This window comes from Streptomyces sp. NBC_00568, assembly GCF_026341855.1.
Classification (GTDB): Bacteria; Actinomycetota; Actinomycetes; order Streptomycetales; family Streptomycetaceae; genus Streptomyces.
On record NZ_JAPENW010000001.1, the window covers coordinates 3,310,932 to 3,337,087 of the forward strand.

Genomic DNA, 26,156 nt, shown 5'->3' on the forward strand with positions numbered 1-26,156 from the left:
CCGGCCACGTCCCGCTATGCTCGGGGATGCATCGGCGCGGGTCGGTGCGCCGTATCGGCGTCGTCCGGTGCGGGGACCCTTAGCTCAATTGGCAGAGCAGTGGACTTTTAATCCATTGGTTGTGGGTTCGAGTCCCACAGGGTCTACGACTGCGGGGGAGGGGAGAAATCCCCTCCGACCTGCCGGGCAGCGCCCGGGTCGGCTTCGGCCGACCCGGGCGCTGTCTCGTTTTCGGACCCCTCGCGTGCGCGATGCGCGAGCGGATGTGTCCGTGGCCCGAGCATAAATTTGAACGCGTTCAGTTTTCTGGGCTAGGCTCGTCCCCACACACACGGGGGAGACTGATGAAGGTAGTGATCCCTGGGGGAACCGGGCAGGTAGGCGCGATTCTGAACCGCGTGTTGACCGCCGAGGGCCATGACGTCGTGGTCCTGACCAGGCGGCCGGTGCGTGACCGTGAAGTCCTCTGGGACGGCGAGACCCTGGGCCCCTGGGCCGAGGTGATCGACGGCAGCGATGTCGTGGTCAACCTGGCCGGGCGCAGCGTCAGCTGTCGCTACACCGCGGCCAATCTGCGGGCCATGATGGACTCGCGCGTGCGCTCCGCCACCGTCGTGGGCGAGGCGATCGCGGCAGCGGCCCGGCCTCCCCGGGTCTGGATGCAGATGAGCACGGCCACCGTGTACGCCCACCGCTTCGACGCACCCAACGACGAGGCGACCGGCGTGCTCGGCGGCACCGAACCCGGCGTGCCGGGCTACTGGGCCTACAGCGTCGAGATCGCCAAAGCCTGGGAGCGGGCGCAGGAGCAGGCCGAAACCCCCGACACGCGCAAGGTCGCCCTTCGCTCGGCGATGGTCATGAGCCCCGATCGGGGCGGTGTCTTCGACGTCATGCTGAGGCTGGCCCGGCTGGGCCTCGGCGGCCCGGTCGCGGGCGGCGCGCAGTACGTGTCCTGGATACACGACCACGACTTCGTTCGCGCGGTCGAGTTCCTGGCCGACCGGGACGACCTCGCCGGGCCGGTGAACCTGGCCGCTCCCGTCCCGCTGCCCCAGCGCACGTTCATGCGCGCGATGCGAGCGGCGTGGGGTGTCCCGGTGGGCCTGCCCGCAACGCGGTGGATGGCAGAGGCCGGCGCCTTCGCACTGCGGTCGGACACCGAACTCCTGTTGAAAAGCCGCCGTGTTGTTCCGGGCCGCCTGCTCGAAGCGGGCTTCGCCTTCGATCACGTCCGGTGGCCGGAGGCCGCCGACGATCTCGTGCGGCGAGTGCGCGGCGGCAGGGGCGTCACCTGAACAGCGCTGACGGCGTCACACGGCAGGGTCGGCCACTCCGGCCCGCGGGGCGGGGCTCACGGGGTGTCAGCCCGCCGAGAGGCCCGAGAGCTCCGTGATGTCCGTGAGTTCCGTCAGCGGCAGCGTGTGCTGGGTCTGGAGGACCTTGGCGCGCAGGTAGCGGACGTTGTGGGCGGTGGTGAAGACGCCCGTCGGGACGCGGTGCGAGACCGTGATGCCGAGTTCGCGGAGCTGTTCGGCCTTGTCGGGGTTGTTGGAGAGCAGGTCGAGGGAGTCGATGCCGAGGGCCCGGAGCATCTGGGCGGCCGCCGTGTAGTCGCGGTCGTCCTCGGGCAGGCCGAGGGCGGCGTTGGCGGCGTAGGTGTCGAGACCCTGGTCCTGGAGGGCGTACGCGTCGAGCTTGTTGTAGAGGCCGATGCCGCGGCCCTCCTGGCGCAGATAGAGAAGGACGCCGCCCCGGTCCGCGATCTGCTCCACCGCCTCGCGCAGCTGCGGTCCGCAGTCGCAGCGGGCCGAGCCGAAGACGTCGCCGGTCAGGCATTCGGAGTGCAGCCGCACCAGGGGGTCCGGGCCGGGCTCGCCGAGGACGACGGCCAGGTGTTCCTTCTCGTCGTCGAGGCCGTGGAAGGTGACGAGTTCCGCGTCGACGGAGTAGCCGTCGCCGAAGCGCAGGGGCACGCGGACGCGGGTGCGCACGGTGGCGGTGGGGTGGTCGCGCATGGGTCTCTCCGTCCAGCGGGTTCGTACGAGATGGTGCTTCAGATTTGAAGCACTGTCCTGGGAGGAGACACTACATCTGCTTAAAACTTCAAGCAATGGGGTTCACGTCCCCCTCACGCCCCTCACGAGGAGCAGGAACGCCGCCGCCACGGCAGATCTTCCCCGGATGCCCCGGAATTCCCGTCCTGGATCGCCCGCGTGATGGTTCCGCAGATCTCGTCCAGCTGTTCCACCTGCTCGGGCGTCAGATGGTCGAAGATCGCCGTCCGCACCGTCTCGACGTGTCCCGGCGCGACCCGCTCCAGGAGGGTCATGCCCTCGTCGGTGAGGACGGCCATGTGCCCGCGCTTGTCGGTGGGGCAGCCCTCCCGGCGTACGGTGCCGTCCTTCTCCAGTCGCGTCACCGCGTACGTCAGGCGGCTGCGGGTGATCTTCTGGGCCTCGGCGAGGTCGGTCATCCGCAGCCGCCGGTCCGGCGCCTCGGACAACTTGGCCAGGATGGAGTAGTAAAGGTGGGGCATTCCCGCCTCGGCCTGCAGCCGGCGGTCGATGGCGTCCTCCAGGAGGGAGGTCGCGGAAAGGTACGAGCGCCAGGCGCGCTGTTCGGCGGCGGAGAGCCAGCGGGTCGTCATGGACCCAGTCTAGGTATTGTTTAAAAGTTGAACCACTGTGCCCGTGTGACCGGAGGATGCGCCCCGATGCCCCGTCCCTACGTCCTGTTGTCCGCCGCCGTCTCCCTCGACGGCTTCCTGGACGACACCGGCCCCGAGCGGCTGCTGCTCTCGGGTGCGGCCGACTTCGACCGGGTCGACGAGGTGCGGGCGTCCAGCGACGCGATCCTGGTGGGCGCGGGCACCCTGCGCACGGACAATCCGCGGCTCCTGGTCAACTCAGCCGACCGGCGCGCGGCCCGCCTCGCCGCCGGACGCCCCGAGTACCCGCTGAAGGTCACCGTCAGCGGCTCCGGCGACCTCGACCCGAAGGCGCAGTTCTGGCACACGGGCGGCGAAAAGGTCGTCTACACGACCGACGGGGGCGCGCGGCGCGCAGCCGCCCGGCTGCAAGGCCTCCCGGGCGTCGATGTCGTCGCGACCGGCCCCGAACTCGACTGGCGTGTGCTGCTGGAACACATCCACGACGTACGGGGTGTGCGCCGCCTCATGGTCGAAGGGGGAGGGAAGGTCCACACCCAGCTCGTGCGGGAGGGACTGGCCGACGAACTGCAGCTCGCCGTCGCCCCCCTCTTCGTCGGGCAGCCGGACGCGCCGCGGCTGTTCGGGACGGGCACATATCCCCCCGGCCGGATGCGGCTGGTGGAGACCCGGCCCGTCGGGGACGTCGTGCTCATCCGGTACGCCCCCACCGCGCCCGGCACCGGCTCGCTCGCCTCCGCGGCGGACCGGCGGTGGCTGGAGCTCGCCTGCGAGCTGGCGGCGCTCTGCCCGCCCTCGGAGACCGCGTTCAGCGTGGGCGCCGTGGTCGTCGCGGCCGACGGGACCGAGCTGGCCCGGGGCCACTCCCGCGAGGGCGACGACCCCGTCGTGCACGCCGAGGAGGCCGCCCTCGCCAAGATCGACCCGGCCGATCCGCGGCTGGCCGACGCCACCGTCTACAGCAGCCTGGAGCCGTGCGCCCGCCGCGCCTCCCGGCCTGCGCCCTGCGCCCGGCTGATCCTCGACGCCGGTGTGCGCCGGGTCGTGACCGCCTGGCGCGAGCCCGACACGTTCGTCGCGGACGCCGACGGGAACGGGCTCCTCGAGGCCGCGGGCGCCGACGTCGTCGTCCTCCCCGAGTACGCGGAACGCGCCGAGGCCCCCAACCTGCATCTCCCCGGCTAGCCACCCCGAGGCCTCGCTCATGGGGCGCGTTTAAACGCGTGTGCTTCGGGTCCCGCGGATGGCGTACACTGGTTTCAACGACGCGGGGTGGAGCAGCTCGGTAGCTCGCTGGGCTCATAACCCAGAGGTCGCAGGTTCAAATCCTGTCCCCGCTACTCAAGGCCAAGGGCCGGAACTCGGATTCACGAGTTCCGGCCCTTGGTGTTGTGCCCTCCGGCCGGTTCTCTCCGGGACCGTTCCCCTTCCCGGCCGGTTCTCCGGACGGGTCCCCTTCCGGCAACCGGTGACATCCCCCGGTCGGGCCACACGGGTCGCCCGCCGTCCCCGCTCCGGGTCTTCTGGACGGGTGGGGCAGCCAGGAGGTGAGCAGCGATCCGGAGAACCGCATGACCGCGCCGACGGGTCGTCGCCCGGGGGCGCCCGGCTGCCCGGTCCGGCGGGAGCGGCTCCCCGCAGGATCTCCTTCGCGCGCACCTTGCTCCGGACCCTGCCGGTGCTGCTCATCGTCGCCGGGATCATCTACGACTACTTCACGCCGTCGGCTTTCACCGCGGCCCCCCTCTTCACGGCCGCGCCCCTGGTCGCCGCGCCCCTCTATTCGCTGCGCGGCACCGTCCTCACCGGCGTTCTCGCCGTCGGCGCGGTGCTCCTGGTCCACTACCTGCTCGACATCGTCCTGAAGGTCGACGCGGTCACCGAATCGGTCACCGTGGCGACGGCCGCCGTCCTCGCGGTCCTCATCAACATCCTCGTCCGGCGCAGCCACGAACGGCTCGCCTCCGTGCGGGAGATCGCCGAGTTCGCGCAGCGCGCCGTGCTGCCCGAGCCCGACGCGCGGATCGACGGCCTCGACGTCGCGGCGCGGTACGAGGCGGCGCAGGCGGACGCGTTCATCGGCGGTGACCTGTACGCGGTGCAGGACTCGCCGTACGGCGTGCGGATGGTCGTCGGCGACGTACGCGGGAAGGGGATGGCCGCCGTGGCCGCCGTCGCCGTGGTGATCGGGGCGTTCCGGGAGGCGGCCGAGCAGGAGGAGTCCCTGGAGGCGGTCGCACGGCGCCTGGAGCGGGCGCTGACGCGCCCGGGCACCCGGCACGAGAGCCCCGACGCGTTCGAGGAGTTCACGACCGCCGTCCTCGCGGAGATCCCGTACGACGAGGACATCGTGCGCATCGTCAACCGCGGCCATCCGCCGCCCCTGCTCCTGCATCCCGACGGCACCCTCGTCACGCTCGCCGCCGAGTCCTTCGCGCTGCCCCTCGGGATGAGCGAGCTCGGGATCTGGCCCGACCGCGTGCTGACGGCCCGCTTTCCGCGCGGGGCGACGATGCTCCTGCACACCGACGGTCTGTCCGAGGCCCGCGATCCGCGCGGGGAGTTCTACGATCCGGCCGCGCGGCTGGCCGGACGGGTCTTTCCCGGCCCCGACGCGCTGCTGACCGCCCTCGCCGGGGAGGTCCGCCGGCACACCGGCGGCGCCCTGACGGACGACATGGCGCTGCTCGCCGTCCGGCGCGTCTGAGGTGGGCCCGGAGAGCGGGTTCATGGACTGCTCGGGCGGCCGTCACCCGCGACGCGTACGGTCTTCCCGACCGTTGTCACGAGGAGTGATCGGACGGTGTCCCTCCGCATAACATCTGACACACCGTCAAATAAATTCGTGTCGAGGTCCGGTGGTCAACTCGCCCGTTTTTCATCGTCCATGACCCCAAAGTCCTGGCCAAAAGCTGTTAATGATCAGTCGGAACAGCTTGGAATCCGGTGCCTGAGTCTATTAACGTTCGATAACGCAGCGCGGTCGTCCCAGCCGTCACAAGAGATGGCTCCGTGCGCACGTGCCGAATCCTGCAAAGGAACCGGGGAACCACCTACTTGGGGTGAATCGAGCGTATTACGCCGTGGAAGCACGGTGGTTATACGCGCGTAGGAGACCTTCCTGCTCCGAACCCGTCAGCTAACCCGGTAGGCGACAGGGAAGGAAAGGAGTGCGCCCACGTGGCGTCCAACCGGCCTGCTCAGCCAACCTCGTTCGCGCCGAATGACACTCACACCTTCGGCTATGCCTCCGGCAAGGACGAGGGAACCTGGGAAGAGTGGAACCCCACCGAGGATTCCGTTCTTCCCGTCCGCGGCCGGCACCGCGTAGGCAAGCAGCGCGGTGGAGGACTCGCCCGCAGCTCCACCGTTCTCGGCGTGGGTGTCATAGCCGCCGTCGGTGCGGGTGGCATGGCCACCGCCGCGCCGGGCAAGGCGCCCGTCTCGATCTCGCTGCCCGACCTGTCGTCGGTCACCGAGTCCGCCAAGGCCCTGATATCGGACGGCGGATCCAGCGCTCCCAAGGGTTCCACCACTCCGCTCACGAGCGCCGGTCTGACCAGCGTCGACACGGCCCAGGGCACCACGGACGCCGGTGAGGCGCTGCGCGCCCGCATCATGCAGCAGGCCGAGTCGCAGCAGAACCAGGTCGACGCCGCCGCCCAGCAGGCCGCCCAGACCGCGGCCGCGAAGAAGGCCGTCGCGCTCGCCGCCAAGCAGCAGGACGACGCGGAGGCCAAGGCCGCCGCGGTGAAGAAGAAGGCGGAGGACGCGGCCAAGGCGAAGGCCGAGGCCGAGCGCCTCGCCGAGCTCGCCAAGAGCTACTCGCTGCCGACCTCCTCGTACACCCTGACCTCGACCTTCGGCGAGGCCGGCTCCATGTGGTCCTCCGGGTACCACACCGGACTGGACTTCGCGGCGCCCACCGGAACGCTCATCAAGGCGATCCACAGCGGCACCATCACAGAGGCCGGCTGGGCCGGATCGTACGGCTACCGCACGATCCTCACCCTCGACGACGGTACGGAGCTGTGGTTCTGCCACCAGTCGTCGATCAGCGTCAGCGTGGGCCAGAAGGTCGCCACCGGTGATGTCATCGGGCGCGTGGGTGCGACGGGCAATGTCACCGGGCCGCACCTGCACCTCGAGGTGCACGCCGGCGGCGCCGCCACCGGCATCGACCCGATGGCGTGGCTCCAGAGCAAGGGCCTCAACCCCTGACCCGTACGGCTTCCGACCCGTACGGGCTCCTGAGCCGTACGACCCCTGAGCCGTACGACCCCTGAGCCGTACGCGCGCTGATCCGTACGAGCGACTCCTCATGTCTGAGGGTTCGTGATCCGTGTGCTCGCGGTGTGTGCGGCTCCTGGCCGTGCGCGGCTCTCCTGGTCTCCGGCGGTCCTGACGACACCCCCCCCGACGTCAGGGCTGCCGGTCCGGCGTGTGCGGACGCGCGCTCCCGCCGGGCCGGCGGGAGTGGGTGCGGAATACATGCATCAGGTGGGGGCGTTGACGTCGGGCATGACTTCTCTTCGCAAGCTCGGTTCGTCCGACCTCGAGGTCTTCCCGCTCTCCCTCGGTGGCAACGTCTTCGGCTGGACGGCCGACGAGACACGGTCCTTCGCGGTGCTCGACGCCTACGCGGCCGCCGGCGGCAACTTCCTCGACACGGCCGACTCCTACTCGTCGTGGGCCGAGGGCAACGAGGGGGGCGAGTCCGAGACCATCATCGGCAAGTGGCTGAAGACCCGCGGCAACCGCGCGGACATCGTGGTCGCCACCAAGGTCAGCCAGCACCCCGCGTACCCGGGGCTGTCCGGCGCCAACATCAAGGCCGCGGCCGACGCGTCACTGCGCCGCCTGGGCACCGACCACATCGACCTCTATTACACGCACTTCGACAAGCCGGAGGTGCCGGTCGACGAGATCATCGGAGCCCTCGACGAACTGGTGACGGCGGGCAAGGTGCGGCACATCGCCGCCTCCAACCTCTCGCCCGAGCGGCTCCAGGAGTCCCTGGAGTTCTCCGACCGCGAGGGCCTCGCGCGCTATGTCGCGCTCCAGCCGCAGTACAACCTGGTCTCGCGCGACACCTACGAGGGCGCCCGCCGGGACATCGCCTCCCGGGCCGGCCTGGCCGCCGTCCCCTACTTCGGGCTCGCCGCCGGCTTCCTCACCGGCAAGTACCGCCCGGGCACGACGGTCGACTCGCCCCGGGCGGGGGCCGCGGCCAAGCACCTCGACACGGAACGCGGGCAGCGGGTCCTCGCCGCCCTCGACGAGGTGGCCGAGGCCCATGGCGCCGAGGTCGCGACGGTCGCCCTCGCCTGGCTGGCCGCCCAGCCGACGGTCGCCGCGCCGATCGCCTCCGCCCGGACCGTGGAGCAGCTCCCGGCTCTGCTGGGGGTCGCGGACCTGGTCCTGACGGACGGCGAACTGACGCGGTTGTCCAAGGCGTCGGCGTAACCGCGGAAGGACAGGGCGAACGGCACCGCCGGTAGCGGCCGGCGGTGCTGAGGCCGAGCCGGCGGGATGCCGCGCGCCGGGGATGCCGTCTCCCGGTGGAGCCGGTGGTGCCGTCTCCCGGTGGTCTCCCGGTCGTGCCGTTTCCCACCGGTGTCGGGGCCGGTGGTGACGGGGCGGTGGCGCGTCTACGAGCGGTACGGGTTGTACGCGGGATACGGCACCGGCGGGGCGTACGGCTGCGCGTGCTGGGCGGCGTACCCGTAGCTGTTCGCGTACCCGTGGGCCGGCCAGGGCGGCGGCGCGGGCATCGGTGTCGTCGCGCGGGCCGCGTAGGCGAGGGCCGGGCGGGCGATCCCCCGGCGGCGCCACAGCTCGTCGAGCAACTCGCGCTCCCGTACGACGAAATCGGCGCCCGCGCGGCCGAGGCGTCCCCGGTGGCGCAGGAACGCCAGCGAGGTCGCCAACGCCTCGTACTCCGCCACCGAGCGCGCGGCGGCCTTCCCGAAGTGGTGGCCGGCGTACTCGCGGGCGAGCCGCCGTGCCCGCATCGAGCCGAGCGCCCACGGCTCCGTCGCGCCCAGCCACCCGGCGACGGTGTACGCGGGCAGTTCCGTGCGCACGGTGCGCAGCTCGCGCTGCCGGGTCCAGACGGCCAGCCAGGTCAGCAGCCCGAACGCGGGCACCATGAACGCGGCGTACACCCCGAAGAAGCCCCACTCGCCGAATCCCGACGAGCCGTTCCAGAGCGCGTGCATGCCCATCGCGAGCAGCAGTCCGGCCAGGGGGAGCAGCACGCGGCGCACATGCCGGCGCTCGGCGGACAGCGCCGCGGCGCCGAAGCCGATGCCGGTCAGCACGGTGAACAGCGGATGCGCGAAGGGCGACATCACCACGCGGACGAAGAAGGTCGCGGCGGTGACGGAGGCGAGCCCGCTCTCCCCGCTGAGCTGGTCGGTGCCGAAGGCGGTGCCGAGATAGAGGATGTTCTCGGTGAACGCGAAGCCGGTGGCGGTGACCCCGGCGATCACGACACCGTCGACGATCCCGGTGAAGTCCCGTCTGCGGAAGAGGAAGACCAGCAGGACGGCCGCCGCCTTCGCCGACTCCTCGACGACGGGCGCTATGACGGTCGCGCCGAGGGTGTCGGCGCTGGACGGATCCGCGGTCGCGATCGCTATCCACCGGGTCGCGAAACTGTTGGCGACGATCGCTATGAGCGCGGCCGCGCAGGCACCCCAGGCGAAGGAGAAGAGCAGGTTGTGCCAGGGGCCCGGCTCGACCCGGTCCAGCCACCGGAAGGCGGCGATGAGCAGCGGCACGGGGAACACGGCCAGTCCGAGGCCGACCAGGAAGCCCTCGGTACCGGTCTGTTCGCGGACGAGGGCGAGGATCACGAGACCGGACATCGCGAGCAGCGTGATCAGCGCTCCGTACCGCACCCATCTGCGCTGCCACCAGTGCGGATGTCGCAGCGCAGGTCCGGCGGGGCCGCCGGACTGTGTCGGGTACGGAGGATGGATGGCCACGGCATTGACCCTAACGAGGGAGGGCGTGGTCCGCGACGGTGACCGGAGTCGTCCCGGGAGTCACCGGGAGACGCCGGAGCGACGCGTGCGGGTCAGTCGCCCGGGGTGTGCTGGTCTCGATGCTGTACGCGCCGGAACAGGAGGTCGTTCACCACATGACCCTTGTCCAGTCCCTGGCCCTCGAAACGGGTCAGCGGCCGGAACTCCGGACGCGGCGCGAAACCGCCGTCCGGCAGGGTGTTCTCGAAGTCGGGGTGCGCGCTCAGCACTTCGAGCATCTGTTCCGCATACGGTTCCCAGTCCGTCGCGCAGTGCACGAGCGCGCCCGGCGCGAGGCGGGTCGCGGCGAGATCCAGGAACTCCGGCTGGATCAGCCGCCGCTTGTGGTGGCGCTTCTTGGGCCACGGGTCGGGGAAGTAGACGCGCAGGCCGTTGAGGGACGCGGGCGGGAGCATCTCGCGGAGCAGGATGATCGCGTCGCCGTTGGCCACCCGGATGTTGGTCAGGCCGCTCCGCTCGGCGAGGTTGAGCAGGTTGCCCTGACCGGGTGTGTGCACGTCCACGGCGAGGATTCCGGTCCCCTGGTCCTCGGCCGCCATCTGCGCGGTGGCCTCGCCCATGCCGAAGCCGATCTCCAGCACGACGGGGCCGTCCGTCCCGAACAGCTCCGCCAGGTCGAGCTTCCGCTGTCCGTCGATGTCCAGACCCCACTTGGGCCACAGGCGCTGCAACGCGTCCGCCTGTCCGGTCGTCACCCGGCTCCGCCGCGGCTGGAAACTCCGGATCCGCCGCTCGAAGTGCGAGCCGGCGGGATCGGGCTGCGGACCCTCGGGGAAGCGGGGCTCGCCCTTGGCACGGTGGTGACGCAGCGAGCCGTCCTCGGCGGAGGCGGGCCGGGTCTCTTCGGGGGAGTCAAGGAAGTCAGACACAGTGGGGTCGATTTTACGGGCGGCCGTGGTGCGGGTGGTCCGGCGCGAGGTGGGGCGCGGGGTTGGGGTGCGGTGCGGTGCTCGCGTCGTGACGGCGAGTGCCCTGTCGCAGGGCGCGGGGTGTCTCGTCGTGACGCCGGGTGACGTGACACGGTGGCGGACGGTGACCGCCGCGGTGGCGGCGGGCGGCCGATGGGGCGGCTCGTCGCGGTGCCGCGCGGCCCGTGACGCCCTGCGCCGGGGGGCTGGGTGTCTCGTCGTCACGCCCGGTGCCGTGTCGTGGTGGCGGGGGTTCCGGTCAGGCCGCCGCCAGGGCCGCCAGGGCCCGGCGGGCGACCTCGCGGCCGATCGGGAGCGATGCCGTGGCCGCGGGGGACGGCGCGTTCAGGACGTGCACCGTCCGCGGGCCCTCCTTGATCAGGAAGTCGTCGACCAGGGTGCCGTCCCGCAGGACCGCCTGGGCGCGGACCCCGGCGGCGGCGGGGAGCAGGTCCTCCGGGGTCACCGCGGGCAGCAGCCGTCGCACAGCCTCCGTGAACGCCGCCTTCGACACCGACCGGCGCAGTTCCCCGGCTCCGTAGCGCCAGTGTCGTCGGGCTATCCGCCAGGAACCCGGCCAGGACAGGGTCGCGCCCAGCTCCCGGGGCCGGACGACCCCCCACCCGTACCCCTCCCGGGCGAGCGCGGGCACCGCGTTGGGGCCGATGTGGACGCCGCCGTCGATGCCCCGGGTGAGATGGACGCCGAGGAAGGGGAACGCCGGGTCCGGAACCGGGTACACCAGGCCCCGGACCAGCTCCGGCCGGGCGAGCGTGTAGTACTCGCCCCGGAACGGCACGATCCGCATGCCGGGGTCGTCCCCCGTGAGCCGGGCGATCTCGTCGCAGTGCAGCCCCGCGCAGTTGACGAGCACCCGCCCGCGGACGATCGTCCCGTCCGCCGTGCGCACGGCGACGCCGAGGCCGGGGCGGCGGTCGGCGCGCATGACGTCCGCCCCGTACCTGATCTCCGCCCCGGAGGCCTCCGCGAGCCGCCGGGCCACCGCCACGAAGTCGCAGACGCCCGTGGTGCTGACGTGGATGGCGGCGAGACCGCGGACCTCGGGCTCGTGCTCGGTGAGCTGGGCGGGGCCCAGCTCCCTGACCGGAATGCCGTTCTCCCGGCCGCGCTGCACCAGGCCGTGCAGCCGGGGGAGCTCCGACTTCTCCGTCGCGACGATCAGCTTGCCGGTGACGGCGTGCGCGATGTCGTACTCCGCGCAGAACTTGACCATCTCGGCGGCGCCCCGCACCGCGTACCGCGCCTTCAGGGAGCCCGGACGGTAGTAGATCCCGCTGTGGATCACCCCGCTGTTGCGCCCGGTCTGGTGCCGGGCGGGCCCCAGCTCCTTCTCCAGCACCGTCACACGGGTGCCCGGCGCCGCGCGCGTGATGGCATACGCCGTCGACAGGCCGACGATTCCGCCGCCGATCACCAGCACGTCGCAGTCGTACGCGCTCCGCACCTGCACCACCTCCCGGCTTCGATAGTGCACTGCGCCACTGACAATGCCCTCAAACCCGAGAAACACGGCCCCGCGCCGTTTCGGGCCGCGGGGCCGTCGCGCCCTGTCTACGCCGGAGCCATCAGCAGCGGCCGCGCCCGCTCCCGCAGCTCCACCACGCGCGGTTCGTCGCCGTACGGCTCCAGCCGGTGCAGCAGGTCCTTCACGTACTCGGTGGTGCGCGCGGAGGAGATGCGCCCCGCGACCTCCACCGCTCGTACGCCCTGCTCGCACGCTGCGTCCAGATTGCCCGATTCCAGCTCGGCGACCGCCGACACCACCAGGCGCAGCCCGTGCGAGCGGACGAACTCCTCCGTCGGCTTCGACAGCGCCTGTTCGGTGAAGCGGCGCACCTGGCGCGGCGCCTTCAGGTCGCGGTAGCACTCGGCGGCGTCGGCCGCGAAGCGGTCGTACGAGTAGAAGCCGAGCCAGGACGGATCGTGGTCGCCGTCGCGGGCCCGCTCCAGCCAGCCCTCGGCCGCCTTCAGCGCCGCGCCGGCCGCCTGGGCGTCACCCGCGCGCGCGTGGGCTCGTGCCTCGACGAGCCGGAAGAAGCTCATGGTGCGGGCCGTGGCGAGTCCGCGGTTGCGCTCCAGAGCGGCCTGGGCGAGGTCGACACCCTCGTCCCCGAAGCCCCGGTAGGTCGCCTGGAGGGACATGGAGGCCAGGACATAGCCCCCGAGGGGCACGTCGGCGGCGGCCCGGGCCAGCCGCAGGGCCTGGATGTAATAGCGCTGCGCGGCCTCCTGCTGGCCCGTGTCGAAGGCCATCCAGCCCGCGAGACGGGTGAGCTCGGCCGACGCGCCGAAGAGCGCTCTGCCGACCTCGTCGGAGTAGGAGCCGAGCAGCAGGGGCGCCGCCTCGACCCGCAGGCACTCGGGCACCATGGACGAACGCCAGTCGCCACCTCCGTACTTGGAGTCCCAGCGCCTGGCGTCCTCGGCTGCCTCGCGGAGCTTCAGCACATCGCTGTGGCCGACTTTCAGTGGTGCTCCGGAGCCCTCACCGGGGCTCACCTCGCGCGCCACCGAACTGTCGGCCGGGGTTATCAGCCACCGTGAGGCGGGAGTCGCGTACGCGCTCACCGCGAAGGAGCCGGCCAGCGACTGCCAGATGCCACCCCCGCCGGCCCGGCGTCCGGCGAGATCGAGGCGGTACAGCTCTGTCGCCGACCGCACCGCCTGCCCGACGTCACGGGGGAAGGCGAGGCCCACTTCCGGCGCGGGGTCCGCGTCCGCCAGGCCGATCTCGTGGAGCGGCACCGGACGGCCGAGCTTCTGGCCGATGGCGGCCGCGATGAGGTGCGGCGCGGCGCCCTGGGGCACCATGCCCTTCGACACCCAGCGCGCCACCGACGTCTTGTCGTAGCGAAGTGTCAACCCGCGTTGAGCGCCAAGGTCGTTGACGCGACGCGCGAGTCCTGCGTTGCTGATTCCCGCGAGGGCGAGAACGGCGCCGAGTTTTTCGTTCGGCCCGCGTTGCTCCCTGGACATGCGCCACCCCTCGACACAGACGGCTGCCGCGGTGGCATAACCACGCGGCATTCGTAAACCCAGCGTAGTTCGCCCGATCCCCAGCGTTAAGGGGCGTAGGTCCGGTTGGCGGGATTGTGGTCCGTACGACTGTACGGACGGTCGCGACGTGCTCCCGCTGTGTGGCCGTGCGCCCGTCCGTGCGCTCTTCTCCGGCCATCGGGGGAGCGCTTCCATAGAACGTGCGTGGGTCGGCCCGCTGTACTGGATCCAGTGGGCTGGGGGACACCGCCGCCTACATCCCCGCGGGCGGCGGACCGGTCCGGGAGGCGAACTCCGCCTCCCGGACTGTGCGTTGCCGAAGCGGTGCGCAAGGCCTGTACGGAGCGTGTCCACGCTTGTCCGTCCATCGCCGATTTGGCCGAAAATCGACGGTGGCCTCGAAGGGTAATTAGGGCTCTCACCACGTGAGTTGAGGGCGCGAAGGGCGTCCTGAGGGAGCGTATCGGGGGCGCATTCGCGTCGACCCGGTGGGGGTCGGGTGGTGCGAGAGGGGCCCTCGCGGGGGGTGTCGAGGTGCTGGTCGGGGCGCCGGCCGTGCGTCGGCGCGGGGGTCGGACCGGGGGCGGACCGGGCGTCCGGGGGCCCGCTGGGGTGCCCCTCGGGGGTGCTCGCCGGGGCTACGGCTGTGGTGGTGGACGGTGGCGGTCGGTGCGCGGTGCGCGGGGTGTTGAGGGCGCCGGCGTGGCCCGGTTGATCGCCTCGCGGTGCTTCCTCCCGGTGTCGCGTCGCGGTGTCGTGTCGGATCGGGTGCCGGCCCAGTGGCGGTCGGTCCGCTCCGTCCGTTCTCGGCTCGGGCGTCCGGTCGGCTGTCGAGTCGGCCGTTGAGTCGGCCGTCGAGTCGGGTATCGGGTCGAGTACCGGGCGGCGGCGGTTCGGCGCCGGTTCGGGGGTAGTTCGGGAGCGGATCGGGGGCGGCTCGGGTGGATTCCCAAGGGGGTGCGCTGCGGTTCCGGTTGTCTCAACAGGCCGTGCTTGAGGGGTATTTGTCCGTGGTGTGACCGCTTCACGTCGGCGCGGACGTACCCATGGGGGCGCACTTCGGGGAGCGCAAGCCGTCGCAGGGACCCTCCCACACGCTTCCTTCGTGGCAGCATGGTGCCGAGTTCGTACGGTGCACTGGTTGTCCACAGCCTGTGGAGGCGACGATGCGATGGTTGGTGGGGTGGAGCAGCACCGTCGCCAAAGCGTCCGAGATCGGCTCGGCGGGCGCCACGGGGAGCAACGGCGAGACCGTGCATCCGGTGGGCTCCCAACTCCTGTGGGGCGACCCCGATCCGCTGTGGGCCGTCGGCGACTGGCGCCCCGACGAGGTGCGCGTGGTGAAGGCCGACGCGCAGAACCGCATCGCGGTCCTCGGCACCTGCGGTGCTTCCGACGAAGAGCTGAAGGTCGGGCTGTTCGCCGCGCGCGGAGGCGCACTTCGCCACCTCACCAACTGGTCCGGCAGCTACACCGCGGTCGTCCAGGTCGGCCGCCGGGTGACCGTCTGCGGTGATCTCGCCGGCGCGCGGCCCGTGTTCTACACCCCTTGGGCGGGCGGCACGGCGTACGCGACCGCCGCGCTTCCCCTCGCCGACCTCATCGAGGCCAACCTCGACTTCGGGCACCTGGCCGCCATGCTCGCCGCTCCCGACGTACCGGCCGCGGTGCACGACTCCACCCCGTACGAGGGCGTGCGCCGCATTCCGCCGGGCCACACACTCATCCTGCGCGCCGGTGCCCGCGAGATCGCCGGGTACGAGCCCGTCGCCTCCCTCGCCGTCGCCGCGCCCATCGCCGACCCCGCGATCGCCGTGGACGCCGTGCGGGACGCCCTCGTGGAGGCCGTCCGCGCCCGTCTCTCCGCGCCGCGCCATGTGCCGGGCACCGATGTGGACCCCGGTCCCGTGCCCGGCATGGGACCCGCCGAGCGGCGCGCCGCGCGCGGGACGCCGGTGCCGGGCATCGGAGCCGACCTCTCCGGAGGGCCCGCCTCGGGGACCCTCGCGCTGCTCGCCGCCGGCCTTCCCGGGGCGCCCGGCACGGTCCTCGGGCACGGCACGGGGGCCGGGGAACGGCTCCTGGCGGTGACCTTCAACGACCTCGCCGTGCGGGGGCGCGAGGCCGAGCTCGAGCGGGCCGGGACGCTGGCCGCGAATCCCCGGCTGCACCATGTGGTCGTCGCCGGGGGCGAAGAGACCCTTCCCTACGCCGACTTGGAGGGGCCGCTGACCGACGAGCCGGGGCCGTCCCTGGTGACGGCGGCACGGCACCGCGCGCGGCTCGCCTCCGGCAGCGCGGACCACTTCACGGGCTATGGCGCGCGGCAGGTGCTGGACGCCCATCCGGCCCGGCTCGCCGACCTGCTCATGGACCGCAAGCGGCGCCATCTGGTGCGGCCCGTCGCCGCGTTGGCGAAGGCCGACGGCTCGGTGATGGTCCCCGCGCGCGTGTACGGCGCGGCGCGCAAGCTCGCCCGTACGCCGTACCGTGCCGGAGTCGACGTCCTCGCCGACCGGTTGCTGCACCGGCGGTTCGAGGAGCCCGGAGGTGCGGTGGGGGCGTCGCTGGCGGCGCTCAGCTGGGCCAGACCCGGGCCCGCGGCGCGGTGGCTGACCGGGGAGGCGCTGGCTGAAGTATCGGTTCGCCTCCAGGCGGGCGGGGGGCGGCTGAACGTCGGTCCCGGGCAGCGGCCGGGAGACTTCCGCGCGCGCGCCGCGCTGGCCCGCCACGCGGCGGACGTACGCGTCCTCGAGCAGGCCGCCGAGATCCGTTTCCAGCGGCTGCACGCGCCGTTCCTGGACAACCAGGTCGTCCGGGCGTGCCGGGAGCTACCGGAGGCGCTGCGGGTGCAGCCGGGGGCTCGGGCGGCGATTCTGCGTACGGTGCTGGAGGGGGCCGGGGTGGCCGATCTGCCCCCCGGGTGGGGGGCTCCGTCCCACGCGTCCTCCGCGGCGGCGGCTCGTACGGGGTTGCGGGTGGCGGCCGATTCCCTTGTCTCCCTGTTCGACACGCCGTTGCTCGCGCAGGCGGGGCTGGTCGAGGCGCGTGTCGTCCGCAAGGCGCTGCGCGCGGCGGCGGAGGGGGCGGCGCTGCCGCTCGACGGGCTGGCCGATCTTGTCTCGCTCGAACTGTGGCTGCGGCGGTTGCTGGCCCGGCGCGGGACGTGCTGGACGGGGACGCCCGCGCGGCAGCGGGCTGTTCCGGCGGGGATCGTGCCCCAGGGGAGGGCGTTGGGGGCGGGGGCGGCGGCTCGGCAGGGCTGAGCTTCGCCTTTACGGCCCGGAGCGTCCTGCCGGGGCCGGTGGGGGTCCGGAGCGTCCTGCGGTCGGTCCGGTGGGTGGGTCGGGGCCGTGCCGGTACATCCCGGTCCGTCGCCGCTGGATCAGACGTGAGTTCTGAACGGGAGCCGCTGCTCGATCCGAACGTAAGCGACGGACATCAGGGATGTACCGGCACGGCCCCTCCCGTGCGATGTCCGCTGCGGGTGCGTGGGGGCTTGGGCTTCGCCCCATTGGTGCACTTTTCGGCTGCGGGTGCGTTTCCCCTTTTCAGCCCCGGGAAGTTCCAGCCCCTCCGGCGTTCGAGGAGCGGGGTCCGGGGCGGAGCCCCAGGTACGGGACGGGTAGGGGCGGAGGGGGCGAAAGAAGGTTGTTGCCGGGCCTCGGTGCCGGGGGACTTGGGGGAAATGGGTGGGGGTGCAGGCGGGCTTGCCGGGGTGAAGCGGTGACCTGGGGTGGGGTGGCGGTGAGAATGGGGGTGTGCGGTACAGGATTCTGGGGGTTGCCCAGGTGGAGAACGACCGGGGGGCCCTGATCACCGTGGGCGGCCCCCGGGTACGCGCGCTGCTCACCGCCCTGGCCCGTCACCCCACCCGCACCACCGCCCCGGACACCCTGATCGACGAGGTGTGGGCGGACGACCCTCCCCAGGACGCCCCGGCCGCGCTGCAGGCCCTGGTCGGCCGCCTCCGCCGGGCCATCGGGAAGGACGCGGTCACCTCGGAGGCCGGCGGCTACCGGCTCCGCGCCGCCAAGGACGACGTGGACCTGTTCGTGTTCGAGCGCCTCGTCGCGGAGGGCAGGTCCGCGCTCGACCGCGGCGACGCCCCCACCGCTGCCACCCGCCTGCGCGAAGCCCTCGCCCTGTGGCGCGGCCCCGCCCTCGCGGACCTCCCCGACCGCACCGCCGCGACCCGCCCGGAGGCCCTGCGCCGGGAGGCGACGCGCAGCCGTGTCGAGGCGGATCTGAGACTCGGCCGCGCCGGCGACCTCGTACCGGAGTTGAAGGAGCTGACGGCGGCCCACCCGTACGACGAGGCACTGCACGTTCTGCTCATCCGTGCCCTGCGCGAGGCCGGCCGCGGTGCCGACGCGCTGGCCGCGTACGAGGACGTGCGCCGCGGGCTGCAGGACGGGCTCGGGGCGGATCCCGGGCCGGAACTCCGGGCCCTGCACGCCGCATTGCTGGACCCGCGGGACCCGCACGGGCCGCAGGGACCCCGGTCCCCCAGGAACGGCGCCATGTCCTCCGGTCCGGCCCCCGGCCTGGAGTCCGGGGAACCCTCCCGTGCCCGGCGAACCGGCAACATTCGTCCCCGTCTGAACTCGTTCGTGGGGCGGGAACGCGAGATCGGGGCCATCCGTTCGGATGTGCAGAGGGCACGCCTGGTCACGCTGACCGGACCGGGTGGTTCGGGAAAGACCCGCCTCGCCGAGGAAGCCGCCGCCGGGCTTCCGCAGGCGTGGCTGGTCGAGCTGGCCCCGCTCGACCGGCCCGAGGCGGTCCCGGGTGCGGTGGTCAGCGCCCTCGGTCTGCGCGAGACCGTGCTGATCACCAACGAGATGGCGGTTCCGCAGGACGACCCGGTCGCCCTGCTCGTCGAGTACTGCGCCCCGCGCAGCCAGCTCCTGATCCTTGACAACTGCGAGCACGTCATCGGCGCGGCCGCCGAACTCGCCGAGACGCTGCTGACCCGCTGCCCAGGGCTCACGATCCTCGCCACCAGTCGTGAACCCCTCGGCATCCCCGGCGAGTTGGTGCGCCCGGTCGAGCCCCTCCTGCCCGATTCCGCGCACCGCCTCTTCATGGAGCGGGCCTCGGTCGTGCGACCCGATGCCGGCACCGCGCCCCACGACTCCGACGCCGTGGACGAGATCTGCCGACGGCTGGACGGCCTGCCCCTGGCCATCGAGCTCGCCGCCGCCCGGTTGCGACTGCTCACCCCGCGCCAGATCGCCGACCGGCTCGACGACCGCTTCCGGCTGCTCACCTCCGGAAGCCGCACGGTGCTGCCCCGCCAGCAGACCCTGCGCGCCGTCGTCGACTGGTCCTGGGACCTGCTCGACGAACAGGAACGGACCGTGCTGCGCGAGGCGTCGGTGTTCGCGGGCGGCTGGGACCTGGCGGCCGCGGAGGCCGTGTGTACCGGTCCCGCGGCCGACCTCATCGGCGCGCTCGTCGACAAGTCCCTCGTCGTCGCCACCCCGGACGGCATGGATGCCATGGACGGCACGGGCGGCGTGGAGGGCACGGGTGGTGGTGACCGTGCTGGTCGCGTGGATGGTGCGGGCGGTGATCGCCACGGCGGTGAACAGGGAGGTGAATGCGGCGGGCGGGACCTCCGGGGCGGCGGAGGAGTCGGCGGTGGCGGTGGCGCCGGAGCCGAGGGCTCGGGGAGCGGTGCGGGTGGTGTCGGTGGGGGGATGCGCTATCGCATGCTGGAGACCATCCACGAGTACGCCACCGAGCGCGCCGCCGAGGTTCCGGAGCTGCGTGCCGCTGCCGAGCGGCGTCACGGCGCGTGGGTGCGCGCCCTCGTGGAGGAGGCCGAGCCCCAGTTGCGCTCGGCCGCTCAACTTCCCTGGATCCGGCGTCTGGAGACCGAGCTCGACAACATCCGGGCGGCCCTCCACCGCACATTCGTCGCCCGTGACGAGGAAGAGGCGGGTGCTCTGGTCCTCGCCATGGGCTGGTTCTGGTGGCTGCGCAACTTCCGTCGCGAGGGCACGGACTGGACGGAACTCGTTCTGAGGCTGGGCGCGTCGCTCGACACCTCGACCAGTGGCCTCGCGGGGACCGCAAGCCTGACGGCGACCGGCGGTGACGCGGGCGGCGGCCGTCACGGTGGCAGCGGACCGCCCGACACGGCTGGTGCCGCGGTGCCCGTCGCCGACGCGGAGAGTGCCGCCGGTGATGGCCTCTTCCCCGAGTTCGCGGGCGTCGATCCGGTCGCCCTCTTCCTCGATCACCCCGAGCGGGACGAGCGGCATCCGCTGCACGGCATGCGGATGCGGCTGCGCATGTTCCACCTGTTCATGAAGGTGGATGTCGTGCCGATGGACGAGTGGGGGGAGGGTCGGCTGCCGGAGTACGTCGCGCGGGTGCGGGCCGCGTTCGAGAAGGGCGGTCCGGACGCGGCGCGTATGCCGGGGATCGTCTGGCCGCTGGCCGCGCACTTCCTGGGCGCCGTGGGCGACACGCAGCCCGCGATGGACGAGGCGGTCGCCAACTGCCGTGAGTACGGCGGGGAATGGGAGGTCGGCGTCGCCCTGATGCTCCGTACGCACATGGTCGTCGACGCCCCGGGCGGTATGCCCGGGGTGGACGAGGACCTGGAGGAACTGCGCGGGATCAGCCGGCGGGTGGGCGACCGCTGGATGCGGGCCCAGGTGTGCAGCGCGGCCGGAGAGGCGGCGATGGCGCGCAGCCGGTTCGACGAGGCGGAGGCCGAGTACGCGGAGGCGCTGCGGCTCGCCTACGAGGTGAGGGCGTACGCGGAGGTGCCCTTCCTGATGGCGCGGCTGGCCGAGATCGCCTACCGCGCGGGAGACCGGACCGGGGCCCTGGCCACCCTGGACGAGGCGAGCGTCGCCGCCGACCTGTACGGGGTGATGGACTCCCGGGCGTTCGTCCATCTGCTGCGTGCCCAAGTGGTCCTGGACGACGGGGAGGTCGGCCTCGCCCGCGAGCTGTTCGAGAAGGCGCGTGAGGAGAGTGCCCGGGGTACCCCGCCGCCGCAGTTCATCGCGGCACTCAACTGGGTCGACGCCCTTGTCACGGCCGCCGAGTCCGGCCCGGCGCGGGGCCTGCGGAAGCTGAACACCGCCGTGCGGGAGGCGGTGGACGACCGGTGCGCCGATGTGGTGGCGGCGGGTCTCATCGAAGTCGCGGCGTGTCTCCTCACCGAGCTGGAGGCGCACCCGGTGGCGACCCGGCTGCTGGCCGCCGGCAGCCGCTGGCGCGGAGGGGACCCGCGTCCCCCGCGGGAGAGCACCGATGCCCGGCGTACCGAAGCCGAGGCCCTCGCGGCGCTCGGCCCCGCCCGCTACGCGTCCGAGTACGCCCGGGGTTCCGGCTACAGCAAGGAAGAGGCCCTGAGCGACCTGGCCGAAGCGCTCGAGGAGTACCCCGTCGAGTAGGCGCCGGCGTTCACCGGCACAGGAACTTCGACTCCGCCCAGTCCCCGAGCGCCGCCGAGCCGAACGGCGTGCGGGGTTCGACGACGAGCCGGATCGTCCGGTGGCCGGTGAGGTTCACATGGACGGGGACCGCCCGGTCACCGCCCGCGATCAGCGGTGACTGCCACAGGGGGGATCCGTCCGCGTAGACGGAGAACCGCATCCTGCCCAGGCCCATCGTGAGGTCGTCGACGCCGACCATCGCGTCGTACGCGCTGCAACCGCGGTTGAGGTCGATGGTGACGGAGGACTGGCCGTGGACGGTCACGCCGTCCGTGTACCGGGTGTCCGCGATCTTCATCTCGTTGCGCTGCCAGACCCAGTTGCTCTCGCCCAGCCGCATCTCCGGCTCGGTGTGATCGCCGCCGAGGTCGTATTCCAGCTCGCTCCACCGGTAGACGGAGACGGCGGGCGCGGGAGGCGTCGGGGCCGGCGGGGGCTTCGGCTCGGCCTGGGAAGGCGTGGGCTTCGGGGCCGGTGTCGGGGTCGGAGCCGGTTTCGGCGGGGAGGGCGGGTTCGGAGTCGCCCTGGGCGTCGGCTTCGGGGTGGGCTTCGGTGCCGGCGAGGGGGGTGGGGTGGGTGTCGGCCTGTGGCCCACCACCGGCGGATTCGGCGCGGGCTCCTTCTTCGGCGGCTCCGGCGACGGCACCGGCGCTTCGACGGCGGGTGAGGCGGCCGGTCCGGCCTCGGGGTGCCGGGCGGGGCTGTCGTTGCCGACCAGGGCGAGTGCCACGGCCGCCGCGGCCACGGCGACGACACCCGCCGCGATACCGGCCTTGACCGGTGCGCCGATTCCCTCGGAGATCGCGGCGCCGCCTCCGGCGCTCGCCCCTCCCGAGCCGCCGCCCGCCGCGGCTGCCGCGCCCGCGGCTCCGGCCGCGCCCGCTCCGGCGCCACCGGCGATGAACGCGACGGCCTTCGCGTACCCGGCGGCCCCGAACCAGCCGATGACCGCGACCGGCACGACCGCGGGGATACCGCCAGCGACTTCCTTGATCTGCCCCGCGGCGAGGCGGCACCTGGCGCATTCGTCCAGGTGCTTGCGCAGCCCCCGTTCGGCCCGGGTGCGCAGGCCGCCGCGCGCGTAGGCGCCGAGCCGGTCGGCGTAGCGCGCGCACTCCTCGTCCATGGTGAGCGTGGTGCTGACGTGCGCCTGGAGATAGGCCTGTTTGAGGCCCTCGCGGGCGCGACTGGCGAGCACACGGGTGCCGTTGGCGTCGAGGCCGAAGAGCGTGGCCACCTCGCTCGGGGACTCGTCCTCGACCTCGGTGTGCCACAGGACCGCCTGCCAGCGCTCCGGCAGCGAGCGGAAGGCCCGCATGGCCATGGACTGTTCGGCCTCGTGCATCGCCCGCACGTCCGCGCCGAGGTCGAGGGTGTCGTCGTCGGAGACCTCGGAGCCGCGGGCGGCCTGCGCGGCGAACACCGCGAAATCGTCGACCAGTTGTTCCCGCTTGGCCGTCTTCGTCCAGTTCGCGGCGACCCGGCGGACCGTGGTGAGGAGATACGCGCGCACGGCGTGCTCGGGGCCGCTGCCGCCGCGTACGGCCTGGAGCATGCGGGCGAACACCTCGGCCGTGAGGTCGTCGGCGGTGTGGGAGTCACGGCAGCAGGTGCGGGCGTAGCGCCGGACGGCTTCTGCGTGCCGGCGGTACAGCTCCTCGTACGCCGTGTCGTCACCCGAGCGCATCCGCTCGATCAGACCGGCGTCCGGGGGCGGCAGATCCACCGGGAGCGGCAGATCCACCGGGGGCGGCAGAACGCTGCCGTCGCGCCGGTCGAACCGGTCGCGCTGCGACGGCACGCTGGGGTCGGCCGCGTCGGTGTCCGAGGAGGGATCGGTGCTGCCGACAGTGTGCGCGTCGCCGGGCAGGGCGCCGGGCGGAGGGACTTTCGGGCCTCCACCGTGCGGGCCGCTGCCGTGAGGGCTTCCACTGTGCGGGCCGCCCTGGCTCGGCACCTGTCGCGACGGTGAGCCGCCGGTTTCCGTGCCGCCGTCGGGGCCGCCGTCACCGAGTGACTCGTCCCGCCCGTCAAAGCTCATCGCGGAAAGCCCCCGCCTGCACACTCGGACCGAATACCGGGACAGAGTGCCACAGGCTCCCCGAGCGGGACCTCCTCGTCCGGACCAACCACTCGTCCGAGGGGATTTATCGCTCGGGAGTACTAACCGTCACCTGTTCGGGGAATGGTCAACAACCGTCTTGTGCTCGGGAGTTGCCGTTCTGGTCCGGAATGACGGAAGACGGAATGGCGGAATGGCGGGATGACCGCTGGTCGGCAGGACGACCGAGGTCCCCGGTGCGCGAGTGACAGCGCACTCGCGCCCGGGAACACCTTCGTGCTCGGGAACATCCCCGCGACCGGAACGCATCCGCGCCGAGGCTGCCCCCGGTCCGGTTCAGGCCGGACGCGAGCGCAGGCCCTCCAGCAGGATGTCCAGGAGCCGCGCCGAGGCCGCCGCCTGCTGGGCCGCGTCCGGCAGCGAGGGCGCCGCCGTCGCGATGACCAGCAGCACGTCCGCCACGGTGACATCGGCGCGCAGCTCGCCCGCCGCGCGTGCCCGGTCCACCAGCCGGCCGACCACTTCGAGCAGTGCCGCCGCGCCGGCGTCGTCCACCGCCGCGATCACCTGCTCGTCCTCGCGCGCGGGCCGCTGCTCCACGAGCCTCAGCTCGGGCGCGAGCTGGGACCGCTGCTGCGGCACCCGTGCCCCGTCCGTCTCGGCTCCGTCCTCCGCGACGCCGACCCGGAGCACCTGCGGCGGCAGCAGCCGTCCGGCACCCGAGGCCACCGACGTCCGCAGGAAGCGCGAGAGCGCCGACCACGGTTCGTCCTCCTGGCCGAGCGCGGCGCGAGCCTGGTCGGTCAGCCGGGAAGTCTCTTCCTCGGCTATCCGGCGCACCAGGACGTCCTTGCTCGGGAAGCGCCGGTACACCGTGCCGACGCCGACCCTCGCGCGGCGTGCGACGTCTTCCATCGGCGCGCCGTATCCCAGCTCGCCGAAGACCTCGCGCGCCGCGCGCAGTACGTGCTCCAGATTGCGCTGTGCGTCCACGCGCAACGGCGTCGTGCGCGATCCGTCAGCCGGACCGCGGCCGTTGCCGCCCGTCGCCGCGCCGATCGCACCACCAGGTGCGATGGCGGACGCGGTAGACCAATGAGAGTCCTGAATGTGCATAAGCGTTCCCCCGGTAATGACGTCTCCCCCCGGAGACTCTCCCCGCCATTGATGGCCGGAGCGTGTGGAACAAGCTTGTGCACGAGCCCGTCGTACGGACTCGCCGAGCGCATCCCCCTACACCCCGTCGTCACACGAACATAGTTGAGAGGGGGTCAATTCAGAAGGGGCAGGTTCCGCACAGAGCGCCCCCCGATCGGAGTACGGGCCGGTTACGTCCCGGTTGCACCCCCTCCGAGTACCCCCCTCGCCCACCCTGACCTGCGCTTTCTCTCTGAACTCAGGCAAATCGGCCAACCCTGCACGTTGTCGGCGAGCGGTCACACAAATTGCTGGGGCTGTGGACAAACTCCGGACAGGGGTGCGTCATGGGATGGTGAAGGAACGTGCGCGCATTCTCATTGTCGGCGGCGGCTACGTCGGGATGTACACCGCTCTGCGCCTCCAGCGGCAGTTGAAGCCCGAACTGAACAGGGGCGAGGTCGAGATCACGATCGTCTCGCCCGACCCTTATATGACGTATCAGCCGTTCCTTCCCGAAGCCGCCGCGGGCTTGATCTCGCCGCGTCACGTGGTCGTTCCGCTGCGCCGGGTCCTCGGCCAGTGCCGGATCATCATCGGTGAGGTCCAGTCGATCGACCACGCCAAGCGCACCGCGACGCTCACCACCCTCGCCACCGAGGAGGAGGGCGCGGGCGCGGAGCAGATCACCTACGACGAACTCGTGCTCGCCCCCGGCTCGATCGCGCGCACCCTGCCGATCCCCGGGCTCGCCGAGTACGCCATCGGCTTCAAGACGGTCGAGGAAGCCATCGGCCTGCGCAATCACGTCATCGAGCAGATGGACATCGCCTCCTCCACCCGCGACCCCGCGATCCGCGACGCCGCCCTGACCTTCGTCTTCGTAGGCGGCGGCTACGCCGGTGTCGAGGCGCTCGGCGAGCTCGAGGACATGGCCCGCTACGCCGCGCGGTTCTACCACAACGTCAAGCCCGAGGACATGAAGTGGATCCTCGTCGAGGCCTCGGACCGGATCCTGCCCGAGGTCGGCGAGGAGATGGGCCGGTACACGGTCAGCCAGCTCCGCCGCCGCAACATCGACGTACGCCTGGAGACCCGCCTCAACAGCTGCGCGGACCGGGTCGCCGTCCTCAGTGACGGCGCGCGCTTCCCGACGCGCACCGTCGTGTGGACGGCCGGCGTGAAACCGCACCCGATCCTCGCCGCGACCGACCTCCCCCTGAACGAGCGCGGCCGGCTCAAGTGCACCCCCCAGCTCGCCATCGACGGCGCCCCGCACGCGTGGGCCGCCGGAGACGCCGCCGCTGTTCCCGACGTGACCGCGGAGCCCGGCAAGGAGACCGCGCCCAACGCCCAGCACGCCGTCCGCCAGGCGAAGGTCCTCGGCGACAACCTCGCGCACACCCTGCGCGGCGAACCCCTGGAGACGTACTCGCACAAATACGTCGGTTCCGTCGCGTCCCTGGGACTGCACAAGGGAGTCGCACACGTCTACGGGCGCAAGCTGAGGGGCTATCCTGCCTGGTTCATGCACCGCGTCTACCACCTCAGCAGGGTGCCGACCTTCAACCGCAAGGCCCGTGTACTCGCCGAATGGACCCTGGCGGGTCTCTTCAAGCGGGAGATCGTGTCCCTCGGTTCACTCGAACACCCCCGTGCGGAGTTCGAACTGGCGGCCGGGGGAAAGCCTCCTACCGACCCGAAGGGGTCGTCCTGACCGGACCGAGGAACTCCACGGGCAGGGACGGCGTCTGAAGGATGTCGGCCCGGTCGGTCAGACTGCCAGACAGGTCCACGACTTTGGGCGGGTGAACCGCTCGCCCTTCTAACACGAGGCTTTCCCCA

The 26,156-nt window shown here is 72.3% G+C and carries 16 protein-coding genes, 2 tRNA genes and 1 riboswitch; of the genes, 10 read left to right on the plus strand and 8 right to left on the minus strand.

From position 1 onward, the window contains the following. Positions 1 to 73: 73 nt before the first annotated feature. Both OOK38_RS14450 and OOK38_RS14455 read left to right on the plus strand, forming a co-directional pair. A tRNA-Lys gene (locus OOK38_RS14450) sits at positions 74 to 146 on the plus strand. Between the two features lie 198 nt (positions 147 to 344). Beyond that, positions 345 to 1,298 carry an epimerase gene (locus OOK38_RS14455; RefSeq protein WP_266760301.1) on the plus strand — a complete coding sequence of 318 codons (954 nt, stop codon included), beginning with the start codon at positions 345 to 347 and terminating at the stop codon, positions 1,296 to 1,298. A 66-nt stretch (positions 1,299 to 1,364) separates the two neighbouring features. Here the strand turns inward: OOK38_RS14455 and ribA are convergent, their stop codons facing one another. Together ribA and OOK38_RS14465 are read right to left on the minus strand one after the other, a co-directional pair. Then, entirely contained in the window at positions 1,365 to 2,018 is a 654-nt protein-coding gene (ribA, locus tag OOK38_RS14460) for a GTP cyclohydrolase II (protein ID WP_266760300.1), read from the minus strand. 122 nt (positions 2,019 to 2,140) lie between these two features. Further along, entirely contained in the window at positions 2,141 to 2,650 is a 510-nt protein-coding gene (locus OOK38_RS14465; protein WP_266760298.1) for a MarR family winged helix-turn-helix transcriptional regulator, read from the minus strand. A 66-nt stretch (positions 2,651 to 2,716) separates the two neighbouring features. Between OOK38_RS14465 and OOK38_RS14470 the strand changes: the two genes are divergently transcribed. From OOK38_RS14470 to OOK38_RS14490, 5 genes are all read left to right on the plus strand, one after another. Then, positions 2,717 to 3,856 (plus strand): dihydrofolate reductase family protein, encoded by a 1,140-nt coding sequence (locus OOK38_RS14470; RefSeq protein WP_266760297.1) that lies wholly within the window; start codon positions 2,717 to 2,719, stop codon positions 3,854 to 3,856. 81 nt (positions 3,857 to 3,937) lie between these two features. Further along, positions 3,938 to 4,011: transfer RNA gene (locus OOK38_RS14475), tRNA-Met, on the plus strand. 191 nt (positions 4,012 to 4,202) lie between these two features. Then, entirely contained in the window at positions 4,203 to 5,378 is a 1,176-nt protein-coding gene (locus OOK38_RS14480; RefSeq protein ID WP_266848476.1) for a PP2C family protein-serine/threonine phosphatase, read from the plus strand. Positions 5,379 to 5,682: 304 nt separating this feature from the next. After that, positions 5,683 to 5,840, plus strand: a riboswitch (cyclic di-AMP (ydaO/yuaA leader). Positions 5,841 to 5,851: 11 nt separating this feature from the next. Further along, a complete protein-coding gene (locus tag OOK38_RS14485; RefSeq protein ID WP_266760293.1) occupies positions 5,852 to 6,892 on the plus strand; it encodes a M23 family metallopeptidase in 1,041 nt (346 codons plus the stop codon). Between the two features lie 300 nt (positions 6,893 to 7,192). After that, on the plus strand, positions 7,193 to 8,137 hold the full coding sequence (locus tag OOK38_RS14490) for an aldo/keto reductase (protein WP_266760291.1): 945 nt from the start codon (positions 7,193 to 7,195) through the stop codon (positions 8,135 to 8,137). Positions 8,138 to 8,322: 185 nt separating this feature from the next. Here OOK38_RS14490 and OOK38_RS14495 read toward each other — a convergent pair whose 3' ends face one another. From OOK38_RS14495 to OOK38_RS14510, 4 genes are all read right to left on the minus strand, one after another. Next, on the minus strand, positions 8,323 to 9,663 hold the full coding sequence (locus OOK38_RS14495) for a PrsW family intramembrane metalloprotease (protein WP_266760289.1): 1,341 nt from the start codon (positions 9,661 to 9,663) through the stop codon (positions 8,323 to 8,325). Positions 9,664 to 9,755: 92 nt separating this feature from the next. Next, positions 9,756 to 10,592, minus strand: a complete 837-nt coding sequence (trmB, locus tag OOK38_RS14500; protein ID WP_266760287.1) for a tRNA (guanosine(46)-N7)-methyltransferase TrmB — start codon at positions 10,590 to 10,592, stop codon at positions 9,756 to 9,758. A 298-nt stretch (positions 10,593 to 10,890) separates the two neighbouring features. After that, on the minus strand, positions 10,891 to 12,126 hold the full coding sequence (gene lhgO, locus OOK38_RS14505; RefSeq protein WP_266760285.1) for an L-2-hydroxyglutarate oxidase: 1,236 nt from the start codon (positions 12,124 to 12,126) through the stop codon (positions 10,891 to 10,893). A gap of 77 nt (positions 12,127 to 12,203) precedes the next feature. Further along, complete coding sequence (locus OOK38_RS14510; protein WP_266760283.1) at positions 12,204 to 13,628, minus strand: MFS transporter; 1,425 nt, start codon at positions 13,626 to 13,628, stop codon at positions 12,204 to 12,206. 1,187 nt (positions 13,629 to 14,815) lie between these two features. Between OOK38_RS14510 and OOK38_RS14515 the strand changes: the two genes are divergently transcribed. Further along, on the plus strand, positions 14,816 to 16,915 hold the full coding sequence (locus OOK38_RS14515; protein ID WP_266760282.1) for an asparagine synthase-related protein: 2,100 nt from the start codon (positions 14,816 to 14,818) through the stop codon (positions 16,913 to 16,915). 495 nt (positions 16,916 to 17,410) lie between these two features. Then, complete coding sequence (locus OOK38_RS14520) at positions 17,411 to 21,070, plus strand: BTAD domain-containing putative transcriptional regulator (RefSeq protein WP_266760281.1); 3,660 nt, start codon at positions 17,411 to 17,413, stop codon at positions 21,068 to 21,070. A gap of 10 nt (positions 21,071 to 21,080) precedes the next feature. Here the strand turns inward: OOK38_RS14520 and OOK38_RS14525 are convergent, their stop codons facing one another. Beyond that, positions 21,081 to 23,153 carry a sigma-70 family RNA polymerase sigma factor gene (locus OOK38_RS14525; protein ID WP_266848478.1) on the minus strand — a complete coding sequence of 691 codons (2,073 nt, stop codon included), beginning with the start codon at positions 23,151 to 23,153 and terminating at the stop codon, positions 21,081 to 21,083. A gap of 357 nt (positions 23,154 to 23,510) precedes the next feature. Next, a complete protein-coding gene (locus OOK38_RS14530) occupies positions 23,511 to 24,290 on the minus strand; it encodes a TetR/AcrR family transcriptional regulator (RefSeq protein ID WP_266760277.1) in 780 nt (259 codons plus the stop codon). Between the two features lie 373 nt (positions 24,291 to 24,663). On the opposite strand from OOK38_RS14530, the gene OOK38_RS14535 reads away from it, so the two are divergent. After that, entirely contained in the window at positions 24,664 to 26,028 is a 1,365-nt protein-coding gene (locus OOK38_RS14535) for an NAD(P)/FAD-dependent oxidoreductase (protein ID WP_266848480.1), read from the plus strand. Positions 26,029 to 26,156 lie beyond the last annotated feature (128 nt).

Coding starts and splice junctions, on each gene's coding strand:
- OOK38_RS14510 (WP_266760283.1), bottom strand. CDS start 13,628: ATGTCCAGGGAGCAACGCGGGCCGAACGAAAAACTCGGCGCCGTTCTC.
- OOK38_RS14470 (WP_266760297.1), top strand. CDS start 2,717: ATGCCCCGTCCCTACGTCCTGTTGTCCGCCGCCGTCTCCCTCGACGGC.
- OOK38_RS14525 (WP_266848478.1), bottom strand. CDS start 23,153: ATGAGCTTTGACGGGCGGGACGAGTCACTCGGTGACGGCGGCCCCGAC.
- OOK38_RS14465 (WP_266760298.1), bottom strand. CDS start 2,650: ATGACGACCCGCTGGCTCTCCGCCGCCGAACAGCGCGCCTGGCGCTCG.
- OOK38_RS14530 (WP_266760277.1), bottom strand. CDS start 24,290: ATGCACATTCAGGACTCTCATTGGTCTACCGCGTCCGCCATCGCACCT.
- OOK38_RS14535 (WP_266848480.1), top strand. CDS start 24,664: ATGGTGAAGGAACGTGCGCGCATTCTCATTGTCGGCGGCGGCTACGTC.
- ribA (WP_266760300.1), bottom strand. CDS start 2,018: ATGCGCGACCACCCCACCGCCACCGTGCGCACCCGCGTCCGCGTGCCC.
- OOK38_RS14490 (WP_266760291.1), top strand. CDS start 7,193: ATGACTTCTCTTCGCAAGCTCGGTTCGTCCGACCTCGAGGTCTTCCCG.
- OOK38_RS14455 (WP_266760301.1), top strand. CDS start 345: ATGAAGGTAGTGATCCCTGGGGGAACCGGGCAGGTAGGCGCGATTCTG.
- OOK38_RS14515 (WP_266760282.1), top strand. CDS start 14,816: ATGCGATGGTTGGTGGGGTGGAGCAGCACCGTCGCCAAAGCGTCCGAG.